Origin of the sequence: Coprococcus sp. AM97-35 (assembly GCF_027697525.1) — a bacterium.
Classification (GTDB): Bacteria; Bacillota; Clostridia; order Lachnospirales; family Lachnospiraceae; genus Allocoprococcus; species Allocoprococcus comes.
Map to the genome: position 1 here is coordinate 1 of NZ_JAQESL010000006.1, position 17,382 is coordinate 17,382.

At 39.5% G+C, this 17,382-nt stretch carries 15 protein-coding genes, 1 tRNA gene and 1 pseudogene; 11 read left to right on the top strand and 6 right to left on the bottom strand.

All coding sequences use genetic code 11. The features are described from left to right. Positions 1-107: 107 nt before the first annotated feature. The gene (locus PG840_RS06785; RefSeq protein ID WP_117835606.1) at positions 108-959 is read right to left on the bottom strand and encodes an AraC family transcriptional regulator; all 852 of its coding nucleotides are present in this window, start codon (positions 957-959) and stop codon (positions 108-110) included. Positions 960-1,249: 290 nt separating this feature from the next. Here PG840_RS06785 and PG840_RS06790 point away from each other — a divergent pair, with 290 nt between their 5' ends. Genes PG840_RS06790 through PG840_RS06810 form a run of 5 tightly spaced genes read left to right on the top strand, consistent with a single transcriptional unit; the run spans position 1,250 to position 8,305 of the window. Then, positions 1,250-2,524 (top strand): ABC transporter substrate-binding protein, encoded by a 1,275-nt coding sequence (locus PG840_RS06790; protein ID WP_117835604.1) that lies wholly within the window; start codon positions 1,250-1,252, stop codon positions 2,522-2,524. 14 nt (positions 2,525-2,538) lie between these two features. Beyond that, positions 2,539-3,414, top strand: coding sequence for a carbohydrate ABC transporter permease (locus PG840_RS06795; protein WP_117555415.1), 876 nt, complete (start codon positions 2,539-2,541; stop codon positions 3,412-3,414). Beyond that, positions 3,414-4,256, top strand: a complete 843-nt coding sequence (locus PG840_RS06800) for a carbohydrate ABC transporter permease (protein WP_270613446.1) — start codon at positions 3,414-3,416, stop codon at positions 4,254-4,256. Before PG840_RS06795 ends, PG840_RS06800 begins: the two co-directional genes overlap by 1 nt. A gap of 27 nt (positions 4,257-4,283) precedes the next feature. After that, positions 4,284-6,467, top strand: a complete 2,184-nt coding sequence (locus tag PG840_RS06805) for an alpha-galactosidase (protein WP_270613447.1) — start codon at positions 4,284-4,286, stop codon at positions 6,465-6,467. Between the two features lie 2 nt (positions 6,468-6,469). After that, positions 6,470-8,305 (top strand): alpha-amylase family protein, encoded by a 1,836-nt coding sequence (locus PG840_RS06810; RefSeq protein WP_270613448.1) that lies wholly within the window; start codon positions 6,470-6,472, stop codon positions 8,303-8,305. 59 nt (positions 8,306-8,364) lie between these two features. Here PG840_RS06810 and PG840_RS06815 read toward each other — a convergent pair whose 3' ends face one another. Further along, positions 8,365-8,613, bottom strand: a complete 249-nt coding sequence (locus PG840_RS06815; protein WP_022219869.1) for a hypothetical protein — start codon at positions 8,611-8,613, stop codon at positions 8,365-8,367. An 11-nt stretch (positions 8,614-8,624) separates the two neighbouring features. Continuing rightward, on the bottom strand, positions 8,625-8,972 hold the full coding sequence (locus PG840_RS06820; protein ID WP_117555423.1) for a DUF6465 family protein: 348 nt from the start codon (positions 8,970-8,972) through the stop codon (positions 8,625-8,627). A 177-nt stretch (positions 8,973-9,149) separates the two neighbouring features. On the opposite strand from PG840_RS06820, the gene PG840_RS06825 reads away from it, so the two are divergent. Next, on the top strand, positions 9,150-9,944 hold the full coding sequence (locus PG840_RS06825) for a Cof-type HAD-IIB family hydrolase (RefSeq protein WP_270613449.1): 795 nt from the start codon (positions 9,150-9,152) through the stop codon (positions 9,942-9,944). Positions 9,945-9,977: 33 nt separating this feature from the next. On the opposite strand, the gene PG840_RS06830 is transcribed toward PG840_RS06825, so the two are convergent. Then, positions 9,978-10,802: a polysaccharide deacetylase family protein gene (locus tag PG840_RS06830; RefSeq protein ID WP_270613450.1), complete on the bottom strand. Its 825-nt coding sequence runs from the start codon at positions 10,800-10,802 to the stop codon at positions 9,978-9,980. A gap of 192 nt (positions 10,803-10,994) precedes the next feature. Here PG840_RS06830 and PG840_RS06835 point away from each other — a divergent pair. Then, a tRNA-Gly gene (locus PG840_RS06835) sits at positions 10,995-11,065 on the top strand. 280 nt (positions 11,066-11,345) lie between these two features. Here PG840_RS06835 and PG840_RS06840 read toward each other — a convergent pair. Further along, entirely contained in the window at positions 11,346-12,569 is a 1,224-nt protein-coding gene (locus PG840_RS06840; protein ID WP_270613451.1) for a M28 family metallopeptidase, read from the bottom strand. A gap of 228 nt (positions 12,570-12,797) precedes the next feature. Here PG840_RS06840 and PG840_RS06845 point away from each other — a divergent pair. Both PG840_RS06845 and PG840_RS06850 read left to right on the top strand, forming a co-directional pair. Continuing rightward, positions 12,798-13,442: pseudogene (locus PG840_RS06845) on the top strand (MATE family efflux transporter); the annotation flags it as partial. Positions 13,443-13,551: 109 nt separating this feature from the next. Then, positions 13,552-14,142 (top strand): cytidylate kinase-like family protein, encoded by a 591-nt coding sequence (locus PG840_RS06850; protein ID WP_270613452.1) that lies wholly within the window; start codon positions 13,552-13,554, stop codon positions 14,140-14,142. 132 nt (positions 14,143-14,274) lie between these two features. On the opposite strand, the gene PG840_RS06855 is transcribed toward PG840_RS06850, so the two are convergent. Next, complete coding sequence (locus tag PG840_RS06855; RefSeq protein WP_270613453.1) at positions 14,275-15,300, bottom strand: LacI family DNA-binding transcriptional regulator; 1,026 nt, start codon at positions 15,298-15,300, stop codon at positions 14,275-14,277. A 225-nt stretch (positions 15,301-15,525) separates the two neighbouring features. Here PG840_RS06855 and PG840_RS06860 point away from each other — a divergent pair, with 225 nt between their 5' ends. Both PG840_RS06860 and PG840_RS06865 read left to right on the top strand, forming a co-directional pair. Continuing rightward, complete coding sequence (locus PG840_RS06860) at positions 15,526-16,464, top strand: ABC transporter permease (protein WP_117822661.1); 939 nt, start codon at positions 15,526-15,528, stop codon at positions 16,462-16,464. Positions 16,465-16,480: 16 nt separating this feature from the next. Continuing rightward, positions 16,481-17,377 (top strand): carbohydrate ABC transporter permease, encoded by an 897-nt coding sequence (locus PG840_RS06865; RefSeq protein WP_173826182.1) that lies wholly within the window; start codon positions 16,481-16,483, stop codon positions 17,375-17,377. Positions 17,378-17,382 lie beyond the last annotated feature (5 nt).

Consider the following 17,382-nt stretch of genomic DNA (forward strand, 5'->3'; position numbering starts at 1 on the left):
ACTTCCTGTTAAATAAAAGGCACTACGAGCCTAGGCACATTCTTTATTATTACATATTAAATAATAAAAAAAGAATGCACAGTCTGAACTGCAGCATTCTTTTTCTATTATTGTTTAAGTCTGTTCTGATTACGCCAGTCTCTTGGCGATATTCCATAAATATTTTTAAATGCTCTGGAAAAATGTAATTGGTTGGGATAACCGACTGCATTACCTACATCTTTAATGGAAAGCTTTGTCAGTTTTAATAATTCAGCAGCTTTAATCATTCTATAATTCAACAAAAATTCCTGAGGAGATTTTCCAATTCCGTCTTTGAAAATTTTTCCGAAATAACTGCGGTTTAATCCGCATACAGCAGCGATGTTTTCAACTGAAATATCGTTTTGAAAATTCTGCTCTATATAAGATAGGGCTTCATGGATATAAAAATCCTGAAGACGGCTGATTTTCGATGTCTGCATGATGGAAGTAGAACGAATAAGAGCATCAAGTGCAAGATAGAGATGCCCGATCAGGTGAAATGGTGTAGCGTCTCCGTGACTTGCAATATAGAGAAGTTCTTCTTTCAGTATTTCACGCAGATCCTTAGAAGTAGCTTTATAAATCGGATTATCCAAACTAAGTCCGGAAAGTTCAATGGTTTCCTTTGCACGCAGTCCGTCAAATTCAATCCATGTATATTCCCATGGGAGTTTTTCATCAGAGATATAAGTATTGATCTGACCGGGGAAAATCATAAAGCCCTGTCCACTTTTTACGTGATAGGTCTGTGTTACACCGTGAGAATCATTTGCCATTAAAATTCCGGTGCCGGAGATAATGTAGTGAAAAAGAAAATGATTACGGACGGCAGGACCAAAACTATGCGCCGGTTTACATTGTTCGTAACCAAACTGATACAATCCAAGATCGACAAAATTCTCGCTTGGAAATACTGAAAACATAAGTTCTTTCATAATAATTCCTTTCTCATAGGTGCTCTGCCGTGAAAAAATGATGTTTAGCAGATGTTAAGTAAGTTGATATATATTTATTTTACAGATTTAATAAATAGATTGCAACTAAAATATACCAAAATGCTATGCATTTAGCAAAAAAGAAGAAAATAATAGCATTTTGAAATAAAAATTCAAATACAATGATATTTATAGTCGCATAATGGTATGTTATAATGCAACTATAAAGAAAGTGCTTGATATATCGAGCGGTAACTAAAAACGAATATACCTGTGAGGAAGGAGAAAAAATGAGAAGGAAAAGAGCAGCAATTGTTTTGGGAATGTCCTGTATTCTGATGGCATCAGCTGTATTACAGGGATGTCAGCAAAATCCAAAAAGCGGAAAAGTGGAAATTGAACTTGTTCAGTATAAACCAGAGGCGGTAGATATATTTGAACAGCTCGAAAAAGAATTTAATGAGACACATGATGATATCCATTTAAAAATATCTTCCCCAAATGATGCGACAACAATTTTGAAAACACGTTTTATCAGAGAAGATTATCCGGATATTATCGGAATCGGAGGAGATATCAATTATTCGTATTTTGTTGATTCAGGAATACTGGCTGACATTTCAGATTATGAAGGACTTGGTGAAGTAAAACCTGCTTATCTGGATATTATTGAAGGATTGGAGTTTGTTCCGACAGAAGGAACATATGGGCTTCCGTATGTGGCAAATGCGGCAGGAGTGCTCTATAACAAAGATATGTTTGCGGAACATGGATGGGAGATTCCGCAGACCTGGGATGAATTTATTTCTCTTTGCGAGGAGATTCAGAATGAAGGAATCCAGCCACTTTATTTTGGATATAAAGATACCTGGACCTGCCTTGCACCTTGGAATGCACTTGCAGTCGGACTTGCACCATCCGATGTTTGTCAGCAGGTGAATAAGGGAGAAACAACCTTCTCCAAAGAATATCCGCAAGTGGCAGAAAAAATGCTTGAATTGTTAAATTATGGTGAAGATGGACCGTTTGGATACGGATACAACGATGCATGTACTGCATTTGCAAATGGTGAATCAGCGATGTATACAATCGGAAGCTATGCAATTCCGCAGATCAAATCTGTAAATCCGGATATGAATATCGGATCCTTTGTTATGCCGGCTAATGATTCTGAAGAGGACAATGTATTAAATTCAGGAGTAGACCTTCAGTTCTGCGTGATGGATGCATGTGAAAATAAAGAAGCGGCATATGAAGTACTTGATTTCCTGATGGATCATGATAGTATCCAGTTATACTTAGATGCACAGAATGCGGTGCCTTGTAAAGACGAGGATTTTGCATTAGCTCCGGAACTGGAAGATATGAAACCATATATTCAGGATAACCGTATGGCGGATTACCAGGATCACTATTATCCGTCAGAAATGGCAGTCGATGCACAAATCCAGACATTTCTCATAAACCAGGATGTTGACGCATTCCTGAAAAAATTTGACAAAGACTGGATCAGATATAACAGGGATATCATTCGTATGATGGAAGATTATGAAGCAGGCAAGTAGGAGGGATACAGATCATGAATAAATTGAAAAGGATGAATGGCAGAGAGCGGACATTTTTACTGATTACGATACCGATACTTGCGTTGTTTTTCTGCTTTAATACGCTGCCACTTATTAAAGGTGTTATTTATAGTTTTACAAATTTTCGAGGATATGGCGAGTTTGATTGGGTAGGTCTTCGGAATTATGCAGATTTATTTACTGATGCAAGAGTCGGGAAATCCTACCTGTTTACATTCAAGCTTGCAATTGTTGCAACAATAGTTGTAAATGTGTTAAGTCTTGTTTTAGCTCTTGGATTAAACAGTAAAATTAAATTTAAAAGTGCACTCAGAGGAATGTATTTCGTTCCAAATATTTTAGGAGCACTTGTAGTGGGCTATATTTTCAATTACTTTTTCACTTATATTCTTCCGGCAGTTGTAAAAATGATGGGCGGAAAAGGTGACAGTATCCTGGCGAGCTCAAAATGGGCATGGGTTGCGATCGTAATTGTATGTGCATGGCAGTCTGTTGCAATGAATACGATTATTTATATTTCCGGACTTCAGACGGTACCGGAGGATGTATACGAAGCAGGTTCTCTTGATGGAGCGACCGGATGGAAAAAATTCAAGAATCTGACATTTCCACTGATCCTTCCATTCTTTACCATCAATATGGTACTTTGCATGAAGAATTTTCTGATGGTATTTGATCAGATCATGGCTCTTACCAAAGGAGGCCCGGCGCAGAGTACAGAATCAATTTCATTTTTGATTTATAACAATGGTATGGCCGGAGGACAGTTTGGGTTCCAGAGTGCCAATGCAGTTGTGTTCTTTGTAGTGATCGTTGTGATCTCTGTATTACAGATGAACTTTTTGGGAAATAAGGAGGAACAGTTATAATGAAAGTAAAGGTGAAAGAAAGAGTAAACTGGCCAATCACAATTTTATTGATTCTGGGTCTTGTAACCGTTATTTTTCCTCTTTATCTTACAGTTGTGATTGCATTTAAGAAACCGTCGGAAATGACAAACAGTATTTCCGGAATCTTATCACTGCCAAAAAGCTGGAGCTTTTCTAACTTTGCAGAAGCAATGCGTGTAACAGATTTCTGGCATTCACTGGGCAACAGTGTGCTGATAACGATTGTAACGGTAGTTCTTTCCATTCTGATTCATTCTATGATCGGTTATGTGATCGGAAGAAGTAAAAGTACCAGTAAATTTTACAAAGTAGCCTATCTTTATATTGTAAGCGGTATGTTTGTTCCATTTGCAATTTTGATGATGCCACTTGTGAAGCAGACAGCACAGATGGGAATTGACAATATTTTCGGTGTTATTTTGTGTTATCTTATATTTTATATGCCGATGAATGTGCTCTTATATTCCGGTTATCTGAAAAATATTCCGATGGCACTGGAAGAGGCTGCACATGTAGACGGGGCAACAACCTGGAAAACTTATTGGAGTGTTATTTTTCCGATCATGAAACCGATGCATGCAACAGTAGCGGTACTCACAGCACTTGGTACATGGAATGATGTTATGACACCACTTGTAATTCTGGCAGGTAGCGATGTGAACACACTGCCACTTGCACAGATGACATTCCAGACACAGTTTGGAACCAATTATAATCTTGCATTTGCGTCCTATTTACTGGCACTGCTTCCGATTTTGATTTTCTATCTGATCTGCCAGAAACAGATTCTGAACGGTGTTGTAAATGGAGCAGTAAAATAAATTTGACAGAAGCTTAAGGAGAAGAACATGGGAATCATATACAACGAGAAAGCAAGAACATTTACATTACATACCCATAATACAACGTATCAGATGCAGATTGATGCATATGGATTTTTACTGCATTTATATTATGGAAGAAAGACAGATGGAGTTATGGACTATCTTCTGACCTATGCAGACCGTGGCTTCTCTGGAAATCCGCAGGATGCAGGAAATGACAGAACATATTCCCTTGATGTGCTGCCGCAGGAATTTCCATGCCGACTGACAGGAGATTTCAGGAGTCCGGTGCTTGACCTTGTAAATGCAGATGGTTCTTTTGGATGCGATCTTAGATATCAGGGATATGAGATTTGTGATGGAAAATACAATTTGAAGGGGCTTCCGGCAGTTTATGCTGCAGAAGAGGAAGCCCAGACTCTGATCATTTATATGAAAGATCAGGTGACAGGATTACAGGTAGAATTACTTTATGGAGTTCTTCCGGAGTATGATGTGATCACAAGAAGTGCAAAAGTGATCAATACAGAAGAAGATAAAATCAGACTGACAAAAGCACAGGCAGCATGTATTGATTTTGTTCATGGTGAGTTTGATATCATTTCTTTTTACGGCCGCCATGCGATGGAAAGAAATATGCAGAGAACACCGGCAGGACATGGAGCTTTTGTAATTGGAAGCCGTAGAGGAACATCCAGCCATCAGTACAATCCAATGATGATACTGGCAGAAAAAGAAACGACGGAAGACGCAGGTACTTGTTATGGAATGTCCTTTGTATACAGCGGAGGATTTAAAGCAGAAGTAGAGAAGGATCAGTTTGGGCAGACAAGAATGCAGATGGGATTGCAGGAAGAGCAGTTTTCTTATCCATTGGAAAAAGGACAGGAATTTGTGATTCCGGAAGTTATTTTAACCTGCAGCAATCAGGGACTCGGAAAGCTTTCCCAGAATCTGCAGAGATGTATTCGTAAAAATCTGTGCCGCGGAAAATATAAAGAAAAAGTAAGACCGGTACTGATCAACAGTTGGGAAGCCTGCTACTTTGATTTTACGGGAGAAGACATCTATCATCTTGCTGAACAGGCAAAGGATCTGGGAATCGATATGGTTGTACTGGACGATGGATGGTTTGGAAGCCGAAATGATGACAACAGTGGACTTGGCGACTGGAAGGTAAATGAAGAAAAGCTGCAGGGAAGTCTTGGTGACCTGATCAGCAGGATCAATGCGTTAGGTGTTAAATTCGGGCTCTGGTTTGAGCCGGAGATGGTAAATGAAGACAGTGATCTTTGCCGTGAACATCCGGACTGGGCAATTCAGATTCCGGGAAGAAAACCGGTAAAAGGAAGAAACCAGCTGCTCCTTGATTTTTCGAGAAAAGAAGTTGTGGATGCTGTTTATGAGCAGATGTGTCAGGTGCTCGATCAGGGAAATATCGAATATGTAAAATGGGATATGAACCGAAGTATGGCAGAAGTATATTCTATGACAGCAGAAGAACAGGGCAGTGTGCAGTATGACTACATGCTTGGACTTTATGATTTCCTGGAGCGTATTATAAGCCGCTATCCAGACCTTCTGATCGAAGGCTGCAGTGGTGGTGGAGGTCGTTTTGACGCGGGAATGCTGTATTATACACCACAGATCTGGTGCAGTGACAATACCGATGCAGTGGATCGTGTAAGGATTCAATACGGAACATCCTTTGGGTATCCGGTATCTGCAGTTGGATCTCACGTATCTGCAGTTCCGAATCATCAGACAGGAAGAAAGACATCACTCCATACAAGAGGTGTCTGTGCCATGGCAGGAACCTTCGGCTATGAACTGGATCCGGCGAAAATGACAGATGAAGAGCGCAGAGAGATCAGGGAACAGATAGTAGAATACAAAAAATATGCACAGCTTGTACAAAATGGACTTTACTATCGACTGAGTAATCCATTCGCAGAAGAAATCGGCGCATGGGAATTTGTGTCAGAAGATGGGAAAGAAGTACTTGTAAATGTAGTTATGCTTGAAATCCATGGAAACATGACAGTAAATTATGTAAAAATGAAAGGTCTGTGTGCCGGACAATTCTATAAAGATTCAAATACCGAAAAAATTTATCCGGCAGAGGCGCTGATGGAAGTTGGAATTCCGCTGCCACTTGAATTTGGTGAGTACAAAGCATATCAGATTTATCTGGAAATGGTCGAGTAAAAATGAGAAAAACAAATGATATTTTTGAAAAGAGACTGGCGAAGCATATGGATGAGCTTCGCTGGCTCTATATGGAATTATATGATAATGAAGCAATGTTTGCAGAACTCTGTGAACAGATGCAGAATTACTATCATGCAAGAAATGCGAAACTTCGAAAGAGAGATCTGGAGAAGGAAAAGGATCAGGCGTGGTATCGTAAAAAAAACATGCTGGGAATGATGCTGTATATTGATAATTTCGCCGGAAATTTAAGAGGAGTCAAAGGAAAGCTTAAGTATCTGGAAGAATGTGGTGTAAACTGTGTTCATCTGATGCCGTTTCTCGATTCGCCAAAGGGAAGATCCGATGGAGGCTATGCGGTTGCGGATTTCAGAAAAGTAAAGCCGGAACTTGGAACCATAGAAGACCTTGCAGATCTGGCTGAAGCCTGCCATGAAAAAGACATGAATCTGTGTATGGATTTTGTAATGAACCATACTTCCGAAGATCATGAATGGGCACAGAAGGCAAGAATGGGTGAAGGCGAATATATGAGCCGGTATTTCTTCTGTGACAATGAAAACTATGTCAGAGAATATGAGAAAACAGTGCCACAGGTATTTCCGGAAACAGCACCGGGGAATTTCACCTGGCTCCCTGAAATCGGACACTATGTGTTGACTACCTTTTATCCTTATCAATGGGATCTGAATTATAAGAATCCGAGGGTGTTTAACGAAATGATGTATAATTTTCTTTTCCTGGTCAATCAGGGGATTGACATTCTGCGGATCGATGCAGTTCCTTATATCTGGAAGGAAATGGGGACAAGCTGCAGAAATCTTCCACAGGTACACACGATAGTCAGGATGATGCGTATGATCGGGGAGATTGTGTGTCCGTCGGTTGTATTATTAGGGGAAGTCGTGATGGAACCGGAAAAGGTTGTTCCTTATTTTGGTACCATAGAAAAGCCGGAATGTCATATGCTTTATAATGTAACTATGATGGCTACTACATGGAATACGGTTGCGACGAGAGATACCAGACTTTTACGGATGCAGCTTGATATTATGAACAACCTTCCGAAAGAGTATACTTTCTTAAATTACCTCAGATGTCATGATGATATTGGATGGGGACTGGATTTTCAGACTCTTTCTGGTTGGGGAATGCAAGAAGTCCCACACAAAAGATATCTGAATGACTTTTTCACAGGAAAAATCGCAGAAAGTGTGAGCCGCGGGGAACTTTATAATGAAGATCCGATAACAGGAGATGCCAGATTCTGTGCAACGACAGCTTCCATGTGTGGAATTGAAAGTGCCGGATTTGAACAAAATGAAGAAAAGAAAAAAAGAGCAGTCAGATTTGATCTGATGCTGCATGCATATATGATGGTGCAATCCGGAATTCCAATGCTTTACAGTGGAGATGAGATTGGTCAGGTAAATGATTATACTTATAAAAATGATCCGGAAAAACGGGTTGATTCCAGGTATATCCACAGAGGAAAATTTGACTGGAAGCTGGCAGACGGACGAAAGAGAAAAGGAACGGTACAAAAAGAACTGTTTGATGGAATTGGAAAACTTAGATCCATCCGAAGTAAGGAAAAAGTATTTGACGCATCGGCAAATGTCTGGACGCTTGATACCTGGGAAAATGGAATCCTTGGAGTTGTGCGGGAACTGGAGGGCGAGCAGATGACAGCACTTTTTAATTTCGCAGAAGAGGCCCGGACAGCCTGGATCGAAGAAGAGGGAGAGTATATGGATTTATATACCGGTAAAAAAGTCAGCCTTCAGGCAATAAAAATGGAAGGCCATTCCTTTGTATTAGCAAAGAAATGCTAAAGTAAGATAGAAAAAGAGTAGGTAAGAAATTTTATCCTTTCTTACCTGCTCTTTTTACTTTATTGGTTTTCCTGCATATCTTTCAGCATCTGGATAAGTTCCAAATCCTTTTCGGTAACACGGAAATTAGTGGTATAATTCCGTCCTTCCGGAGATTTGACGGAGATTTCGATGATGCTGTCTTTGCGGCATGCATCTCCTTTTACTGCATGAATAAAAGGCATAAATTTAGGATGCTCCTGTTGAAAAGTGGAAAATGCGGATTTCAGTTTTGCAAGCATTCCAAGCTGTTGAAAGTTAAGCGCCATAAAATACTCCTTTATAATTCAATATATCCATTGAACCCTCCAAGGGTGTAATATGCTTTTTTGTCTTCTGGTTTCAGATAAATGGAGAGAGCTTCCGGAGTTTCTACAGCGTGTCCCTTTGCATTGCAGTCAGCAATCACACGTTCTGTGATAGCGGCTACAGTATATTCTGCACTCTGGTACTGAACATAGAATGCAGGATTTTTGGCAGGAACTTCTACTGGTACTTTGACTTCTTTTACAACTTCTTTTATCTCTACAACAGGAGTTGCTGTAGCTGGTGCTGATGATGTAGCTGTAGCAGTTACTGCTGATTCAAGTGTTCTTTTCTGTTTTTTCTTATCGATTCTTTTATTCATTATTATTACCCCTTTTTCAAATTGTACAACATCTATTATATTACTTTTATATGGAGAAGTCAAAATGGTATTTATCACAGATATTTTGCAGAAAATGAAAAAGGGTTGCGCATAATGGTGAGATATGAGTATAATGAGTATCGTGTAATTGGAGTATAACCGGGAGGAAAAGGTAGAATGAATAGAGAAGCATTATTTTTTGATATTGATGGGACCGTACTCAGTGAGATTACAAAAGAGATTCCCGCAAGTACGGTAGATGCACTTAAAAGGGCACACGACGCAGGACATTTTTTATTTATCAATACAGGAAGAACATACTGCAGTGTTCCGGTGGAACTGAAAAAACTTCCATTTGATGGATATTTGTGTGGATGTGGGATTTATTTTACATTTGATGAAGAAATTATTTTTGAAAAGCATCTGGATCCGGAGAGGGGCGATGAGATTGCTGATTATATGACTAAATGTCAGATTGATGGGATTTTTGAGGGAGCAGAAGATGTGTATTTCACTTCAAGAGTTTCAAGATTTGACAGATTGGAAAATACAAAAAAATACATGAATAACCGTGGACTTGGAATCGAGCGTTATATGGAGCAGAGAAGATGTCCATATGATAAAATCTTTATTTATACGGATGAAAAAAGTGATGTAAAAGCATTTTTTGAATTTATCAAAGATGACATGGAAGTAATTGACCGTGGAAGTAATACGTTTGAATGTATCCTGAAGGGCTATACAAAAGGAACTGCGATTGACTGGGTACTGGAGCATTTTGGAATGACGAGAGATCAGTCATATGTATTTGGAGACAGCAGCAATGATCTGGCAATGTTCCAGCATGCCGGGCATGCGATTGCGATGGGCGCGCATGACCAGGTGCTGGAACCTTATACAGAATTTATTACAAAGACCGTTGAAGAAGATGGAATTGCTTATGCGATGAAGAAATATGGACTGATCGATTAGAGAATCCTCCGATAAAGTGATAGAGAAAAATTCCTAAGATGCAGTAGCTTTTATAAGGTCATCAAGAGAAGCAAAATGATAACCCATTTCTTCCCATTTGGTGAGAAGTTCATCTAAGATTTCAGCGTTTGTAGAGGACGTACTGTGGAGTAAAACGATGGCACCGGGATGGATCCTCCCAAGCAGCTTTTCAAAAGCCTCTTCGTGGGATGGCTGGCTATCCTGATACCAGTCGACGTAGGCGAGACTCCAGAAGAAGGTATGATAGCCAAGATCCTGTGCCATTTTCAGGTTGGCTTCGCTGTATTTGCCTTGTGGTGGACGATAAAATCTGGAAATTTCCTGTCCGGTGATCTGCTGATACAGTTTTTCAACTGTCTGGATTTCTTCAGAAAAGGATTCCATTGTAGAAATCTGTGACATGTCTTTGTGATGCCAGGTGTGGTTACCGATGGTGTTACCGGCAGCGAGGATCTGTTTGATAAGTTCTGGATTGCTTTCCAGAAGTGTGCCGACGACGAAGAACGTTGCCGGAGCCTGATGTTTCGTAAGAGCTTCCAGAATAGCCGGTGTATTTCCATTTTCATAACCGGCATCGAAAGTAAGGTAGATTACCTTTTCGCCGGTGTCCTGTGCGTAAAAGGCATCAAATTTTTTCAACTCGTCAAATGTGGCATTGCCGACAGGGGGATCCCCATCAGTTTGGAAGCTGAGCCCCCAGTTGCCTTCAGAAGAGGTGGGAACAGCGGCTGAAAAGAAATGATCATGCAGAAATGCAGCGCCGATTCCCACAAAGAAAGCCGCGAGGAAAAGAAAACAGATCCGTATAACGTTTTTTGATTTTAATCTGGAAAACATAAAAGGAACTCCGATCGGATAGAAGAACAGGTGATTGATAAAATATATGTGGAAATGGAAGGAAAAGAACCGAAATAGATAAAATAGCAGTTAGAAAATAAAGTGGACAAAAAGTAATCAAAGTGATCAAAAAATGAAAAAAAGACTTGCATTTTTTCTGAGATGTGATATTATATTATTTGTCTTTAAGACGCGGGTGTAGTTCAATGGTAGAACACCAGCCTTCCAAGCTGGATACGTGGGTTCGATTCCCATCACCCGCTTTTGTTATGCGTAAAAAGAAGAACCTCAGATGGTTGATGAAACGATCAGGGCGGTTCTTTTTTTTGCACAAAAAAGTGCGCACCTTGTCTTATAAGCTGGACTTACGCTGACAAGCTACACACTTTTTTCATAGCAAATATATTATTTTAACAAAGCAAAAAACGAGTAGCTGCTAAACTGGATTTACGCTTACCTGCTACTCGTCTACTATAATTATATTTCCAGTTTTTTCAAAAGTCAAATAAATTTTTCTTACACTGCGACAGTTCTTCCTTTCATTTAATTCTCTTTTCTTTTACGGAAAAGATATTCATCTAATTCTTTTTTGATATTTTCCGGAATTTCTCTCTTCACCGGGCATACCACAGCGTTTGTGAAACGATTTGTAAATAAACTCAGGAAATGAATATCTTTCTGCAGCTGCTCCATGGACATCACAGCCTTCACATCGTACCGGCAATGGATCGGTGCAACATTTCCGCTTGCAAGACGGGCAAATGAGACTGCCGGTACACCTTTATCTGCAAATGGAGTGGAATCACTGGGGTACACGCCTGTCTCAGAAGCTATCGGGAATCCAATTTCCGCTGACATATAGCTGATGTAATGAGAAAGCTTCTCTTCTGCTGACACGCATGCAATGAATTTACCCATATAGGTTCCGATCATATCAAGATTGATGTTGAATACGATTTTATCCAGCTCTGCCTCATGATCTTTCACATAAGCTTTCGATCCTAATAAACCACGTTCCTCGCTTCCGCAGAACACAAAGCGAAGACCGTAATTGCGTTCTTTGTCTTTCATGTATTCCATAATTCCGAGAAGTCCTGCACATCCACTCATATTGTCATAAGCACCATGTGAAAGAGCGGTTGTATCATAATGTGCACTAAGCATGATCCACTCTTCCTTTTTTCCCGGAAGTTCTGCGATCACATTATGGGATTCTCCGTCATATTCCTTCTGCTTAATCTCTAACCGCATCTTTTTCGCATGATTTTTTACCAGCTTAACCGCATCTCCTGTATGAATCATTGCACAAAGGACTTTCTTTTCTTCTCCGACAACTGCTTCCCGAAGATCTCTCTGGTCAATATCCTGCTGTGGATAATATAAGTTACCATACTGGCAGAGAATTGCCTTTGCACCTGCCTTCATCAGATCCCGGTAAGTAAAGAATCCAAATCCCTGTGTGTCCATCAGAACAATCTTGTCTTTGGCTCCTGCAATCGATACTGGATCTGTTCCCGGCATGTAATACAGCTCTCCTTCTGCCACACCGCTTCCGCAGCAGGAAAAAGCCTTGCATGTTATCTCTTCCCCATCTGCATACAAATGAACCTCTTCAATATCGCCCATTGCCACGCGAAAACCTTCGATCTGTGTTGGAACCCCCATGTTCTCACACTGCATTTTCAGATATCCTGCAACCTGCAATTCTTCTTTTGTCCCACTTGTATGGACAAAATCCGTGTCGTTAAAAATCTGCTGTAAATCCATCTCAAAAATACTCCTTTTCTTCTTTTTTCAGATTTTTCCTTCTGACATACATTATAGCAAAATCCCGACAAGTTTAGTAGCACGGTTTTAAGTATCATTCGTATTTTTTTCTTATATTGCTAACAGCTGTTTTTCTTCTGTGATAGAAAAGTCAATTGCCTTTGCACCATCTGAAACAGAATTTACAAGATATTTTTTTTGTGCCAAAAAGAGAGGAGTTAAAACAAAATGGTAGAAAGCAACAAGATGAAGGAGATGCCGGTGAATAAGCTGATGGTCCAAATGGGGATCCCGATGATCTTATCCATGGCATTACAGGCGGTCTATAATATCGTAGACAGTGCATTTGTAGGAAATATGAAAGCAGGCAGTGAAGCAGCATTAAATGCTTTGACTCTGGTATTTCCGGTGCAGATGCTCATGGTAGCAGTAGGGATCGGAACCGGTGTAGGAACCAATGCACTTCTGGCAAGGACACTTGGACAGGGGAACAGGAAAAAAGCTGCGAAGGTAGCTGGTAACAGTCTGGTTCTTGGCGTGATCATTTATGTGGTTTGTTTATTATTTGGTTTCTTTGGAGTGAGAGCATACATTTCATCACAGACTGTTGATGCAGAAGTACTTGAAATGGGAGTCAGTTATCTGCGGATATGCTGTGTGATTTCTTTTGGCATTATTTTCTTTTCTTTATTTGAAAAATTATTACAGGCGACAGGACGCTCTCTTTATTCTACAATCGGTCAGGTAGTTGGTGCTGTGGTAAATATTATCCTTGATCCGATCATGATCTATGGTATAGGACCTTGTCCCGAAATGAGAGTGAAAGGTGCAGCTTACGCAACTGTAATCGGTCAGGTGGGAGTTTCGCTGATCTGATGGGCATTTCCGATTACGGAAGTGATTTCATGTCTGATAGGATATTTATTTTTAAAGAGAATCAGAAAATATAAAGTCAATGCGTTAAGCTAAAGAGGAAACAGAGATGGAAAAAAGAATTATTACGATCAGTAGAGAATTTGGAAGCGGTGGACGTTTTATCGGAGAAGAAGTTGCAAAGAAACTTGGAATTGCGTATTATGATAAAAGCATTATCAATGAAATTGCAGAAAAGTCTGGTTTATCACCGGAATATATCAAGGAAAATGCAGAATTATCACCGAAGAAAAGAGTATTTGCCTATGCATTTGCAGGGCGTGACATTACAGGAAAATCAGTAGAAGATATGGTATACGAGGCACAGAGAAAAATGATTTTAGATATAGCAGAGAAAGAGCCTTGTGTGATCATTGGAAGAAATGCAGATTATATCCTGAAAGACAGGGAGGATGTGCTAAATGTGTTTATTCATGGGAATATGCCGGAAAAAATACAGCGTATCGGTCAGTTATATCATGTCGGTGAAAAGGAAGCTGCCAAAATGCTGGCAGATACAGATAAAAGGCGTATGACAAATTATAATTTTTACACAGATCAGAAATGGGGAAAAGCCAGCAATTATACCTTATGTCTGAACAGTTCGCAGCTTGGATATGACAGATGTGAGAAGATCATTATGGAATGTTTAGGGGTGTAAAAAATTGTAAAAACAAGAAGTTTTTACGGTTTAACCTTAAAAACTTCTTGTTTTTTGCATATAACTTGGATGTTAAAATAATATAGGAAACCTAGTGGTAGCAGAAAGTGTTTTTTAATCTGGAAAAATAAACTATTGTGTTGTATTACGGCGGATCAATACAGGTGTAATTTGTTTGTGAATAGGTTCGCCCAATGGTTTGGGAGCACGCTTTTTCTGCTCATCCATCTGTCGGACCAGAAGATCCATGGCGGTTTTGGCAATTACATCAATCTGCTGGCCAACGGTTGTGATTGGAAGGATTGCCTCGCTGGCAATCGGGGAATTGTCAAATCCAACAATCTCATAAGTTGAAGGAAAGGTTCCGTATTTTTGGAAAATTAAATTAAGAAACATATTGGCATAGGTATCATTCGCAAGAAAGATACCTTTTTTTTGATCTGGGTATTTTGCTTCTATCTTATTAAAAATCTCCCGGATCACATTTAAAATCTCATGATAAGAATTACCTTCTACACTCAGATCGATATCATATGGAACATGATAGTCTTCACAAGTTTCCTGAAAGGCCCGGATGCGGTCATAAGCTGGGATGGATTTATCCACATTGACATTTATATGAATCAATATGTCACATTTATCCCGGATCAACAGGGAAGTAGCCTGAAGTGCGCCCATATAGTTATCGGTATTGACACTGCTGATATGTTCTGCTTCACGTTCAATTGCGATGACAGGAATCTGATAGGAAGCGAGCTTCTCGGATGGAAGCGTGTGACTTAAAACAATCAGTCCCTCAATCTGATAAGATAGAAGTTCCTCAATGTACTGTTGTTCTTCTTCAGCTCCATGTTCGCTGGCGAAAACAAGAAATTTATAATGATAATCTCTGTAGCTGGAAAGAAATTGTGTCAGCATCTCAGAATAATAGTGCAGGTAGAGGTTTGGAACAATGATTCCGATAAATTCACTTTTTCCATTCGCCAGGACCTTTGCCAGCTTATTCTTTTTATATCCAAGTGTGTCAAGAGCCTGTGAAATCTTTTCCTGATTTTCTAAGGTAAGAGAATCAGGATGATTGAAGTATCTTGATATTGTAGTCTTTGAAAAATTTGTGTATTCTGCAATATCTGCAAAAGTTACCTGTTTTTTACTCATAAAAGTTGAATCTCCTTCAATATGACGGCTAATAGTCTATAATATTCTTTAGTATAGCAATTCTCATGGAAAAACGCAATGGAAAAATAACCGATTACGTAACCGGTTATTTTAGCGCATAAAAGTGTTGACAGAGTGAGATGGATATAGTATTATCAAATCATAAAGTAACCGGTTACTTAACCGGTTTTGCACGATAAGTTAAAGGAATGGAGGAAGAAATGCATGAAAAGAATGCAAAACCAAGCAAAGTCCGTAAGTAAGCGAACCTGGAGAGAAAAGATGACTTATGTGAAGAAAAACTGGCAGTTATATCTTTTCTTCCTGATGCCGGGACTTTTGCTGACAATTATTTTTAAGTATCTCCCGATGGGTGGTCTTCTGATTGCTTTTGAAGACTACAATGTAATCAAAGGAATTCTTGGGAGTCCCTGGGTCGGACTTGAGTATTTCAGACGATTTTTATCTTCACCGGATTTTATGAACTATCTGATGAATACATTAAAATTGAGTATCTACGGATTGCTGTGGGGCTTTCCGGTTCCGATTATTCTTGCATTGCTTCTGAATCGTATCCGAAAGACAGGAATTAAGAAGAAAGTCCAGCTTTTGATCTATATGCCGAACTTTATTTCAGTCATTGTACTCTGTGGTATGGTCCGTATGCTTTTATCACCTGTAGGACCGCTGAATAAAGTACTCGGAATCAGTACAAACTGGATGACAATGCCTTCTGCATTTCGGACAATCTATATTGCAAGTGGAATCTGGCAGGCGGCAGGATGGTCATCTATTATGTACACAGCAGCATTGGCAAATGCCAGCAAGGAGCTGGAAGAAGCAGCCATCATGGATGGAGCGAATCTTCTGCAGCAGATTTGGTATGTAGAGCTGCCGGCAATTAAAAATATTATTGTAATTCAGTTTATCTTACAGGCCGGAAATATTATGAGTATAGGTTTTGAAAAAGCTTATGCGTTACAGACAGATATGAACTTGCCAGCATCAGAAATCCTGTCTACATATGTATACCGTATCGGACTTTTGAATGGAGATTATGGATATTCTACAGCAGTAGGTCTTTTCAATTCTGTTGTAAATGTTATCTTGCTGATTTTTGTAAACTGGGTTGTTAAGAAACTGAATGACGGAGAAGGATTATAGGAAAGAGGGAGAAAAGATGGAGAAAAAAAAGAAGAAAAAATATTCAAGGACAGACAAAGTAATCCTTGGAATCGGGTTTACCATTCTTGGTTTATTCGTCCTTTCTATAGCAATACCGATTATCTATGTGGTATTAGCGTCCTTTATGGATCCGACTGTTTTGAATAACCAGGGATTGAGTTTTAACATTAAGGACTGGACATTAGACGCATATCGAAGAGTGTTACAGAATAAAATGATCTGGCGTGGATTCTTAAATTCTTTCCTGTATTCACTTGCATTTACAGTTATTTCCGTTTTTGTGACATTGCTGGCAGCATATCCGTTGTCTAAAAAAGAATTTGTAGGAAGAAAATTTTTCAATATTATTTTCCTGATCACAATGTTCTTTGGGGGTGGAATGATTCCTACATTCATTTTGATCAATCAGCTGCACATGGTGAATACGGTGTGGGCAATCCTGATTCCGGGGGCATTTAATGTATGGAATATGATTCTCGCAAGAACTTATTATCAATCAATTCCGACAGAATTAAGAGAAGCATCTGCGCTTGACGGGGCGAATGAGATCCAACATTTCTTTAAAATTATGATTCCGGTATGTAAGCCGATCATTGCAGTTCTGGCACTCTGGTCTTTCGTTGGAATGTGGAACAGTTATTTCGATGCAATGATTTATTTGAATGATGCAAATCTGCAGCCGTTGCAGTTAGTGCTCCGTTCTATCCTGGTACAGAATACACCACAGCCGGGAATGATCGCCGATATCCAGAGCACGGCAGAAATGGCAAAAATAGCAGAACAGCTTAAATATGCAACCATTGTAGTATCAAGTTTACCACTGTTAGTAATGTACCCGTTCTTCCAGAAATATTTTGACAAAGGAATTATGGTAGGATCGGTAAAAGGCTAATAAGA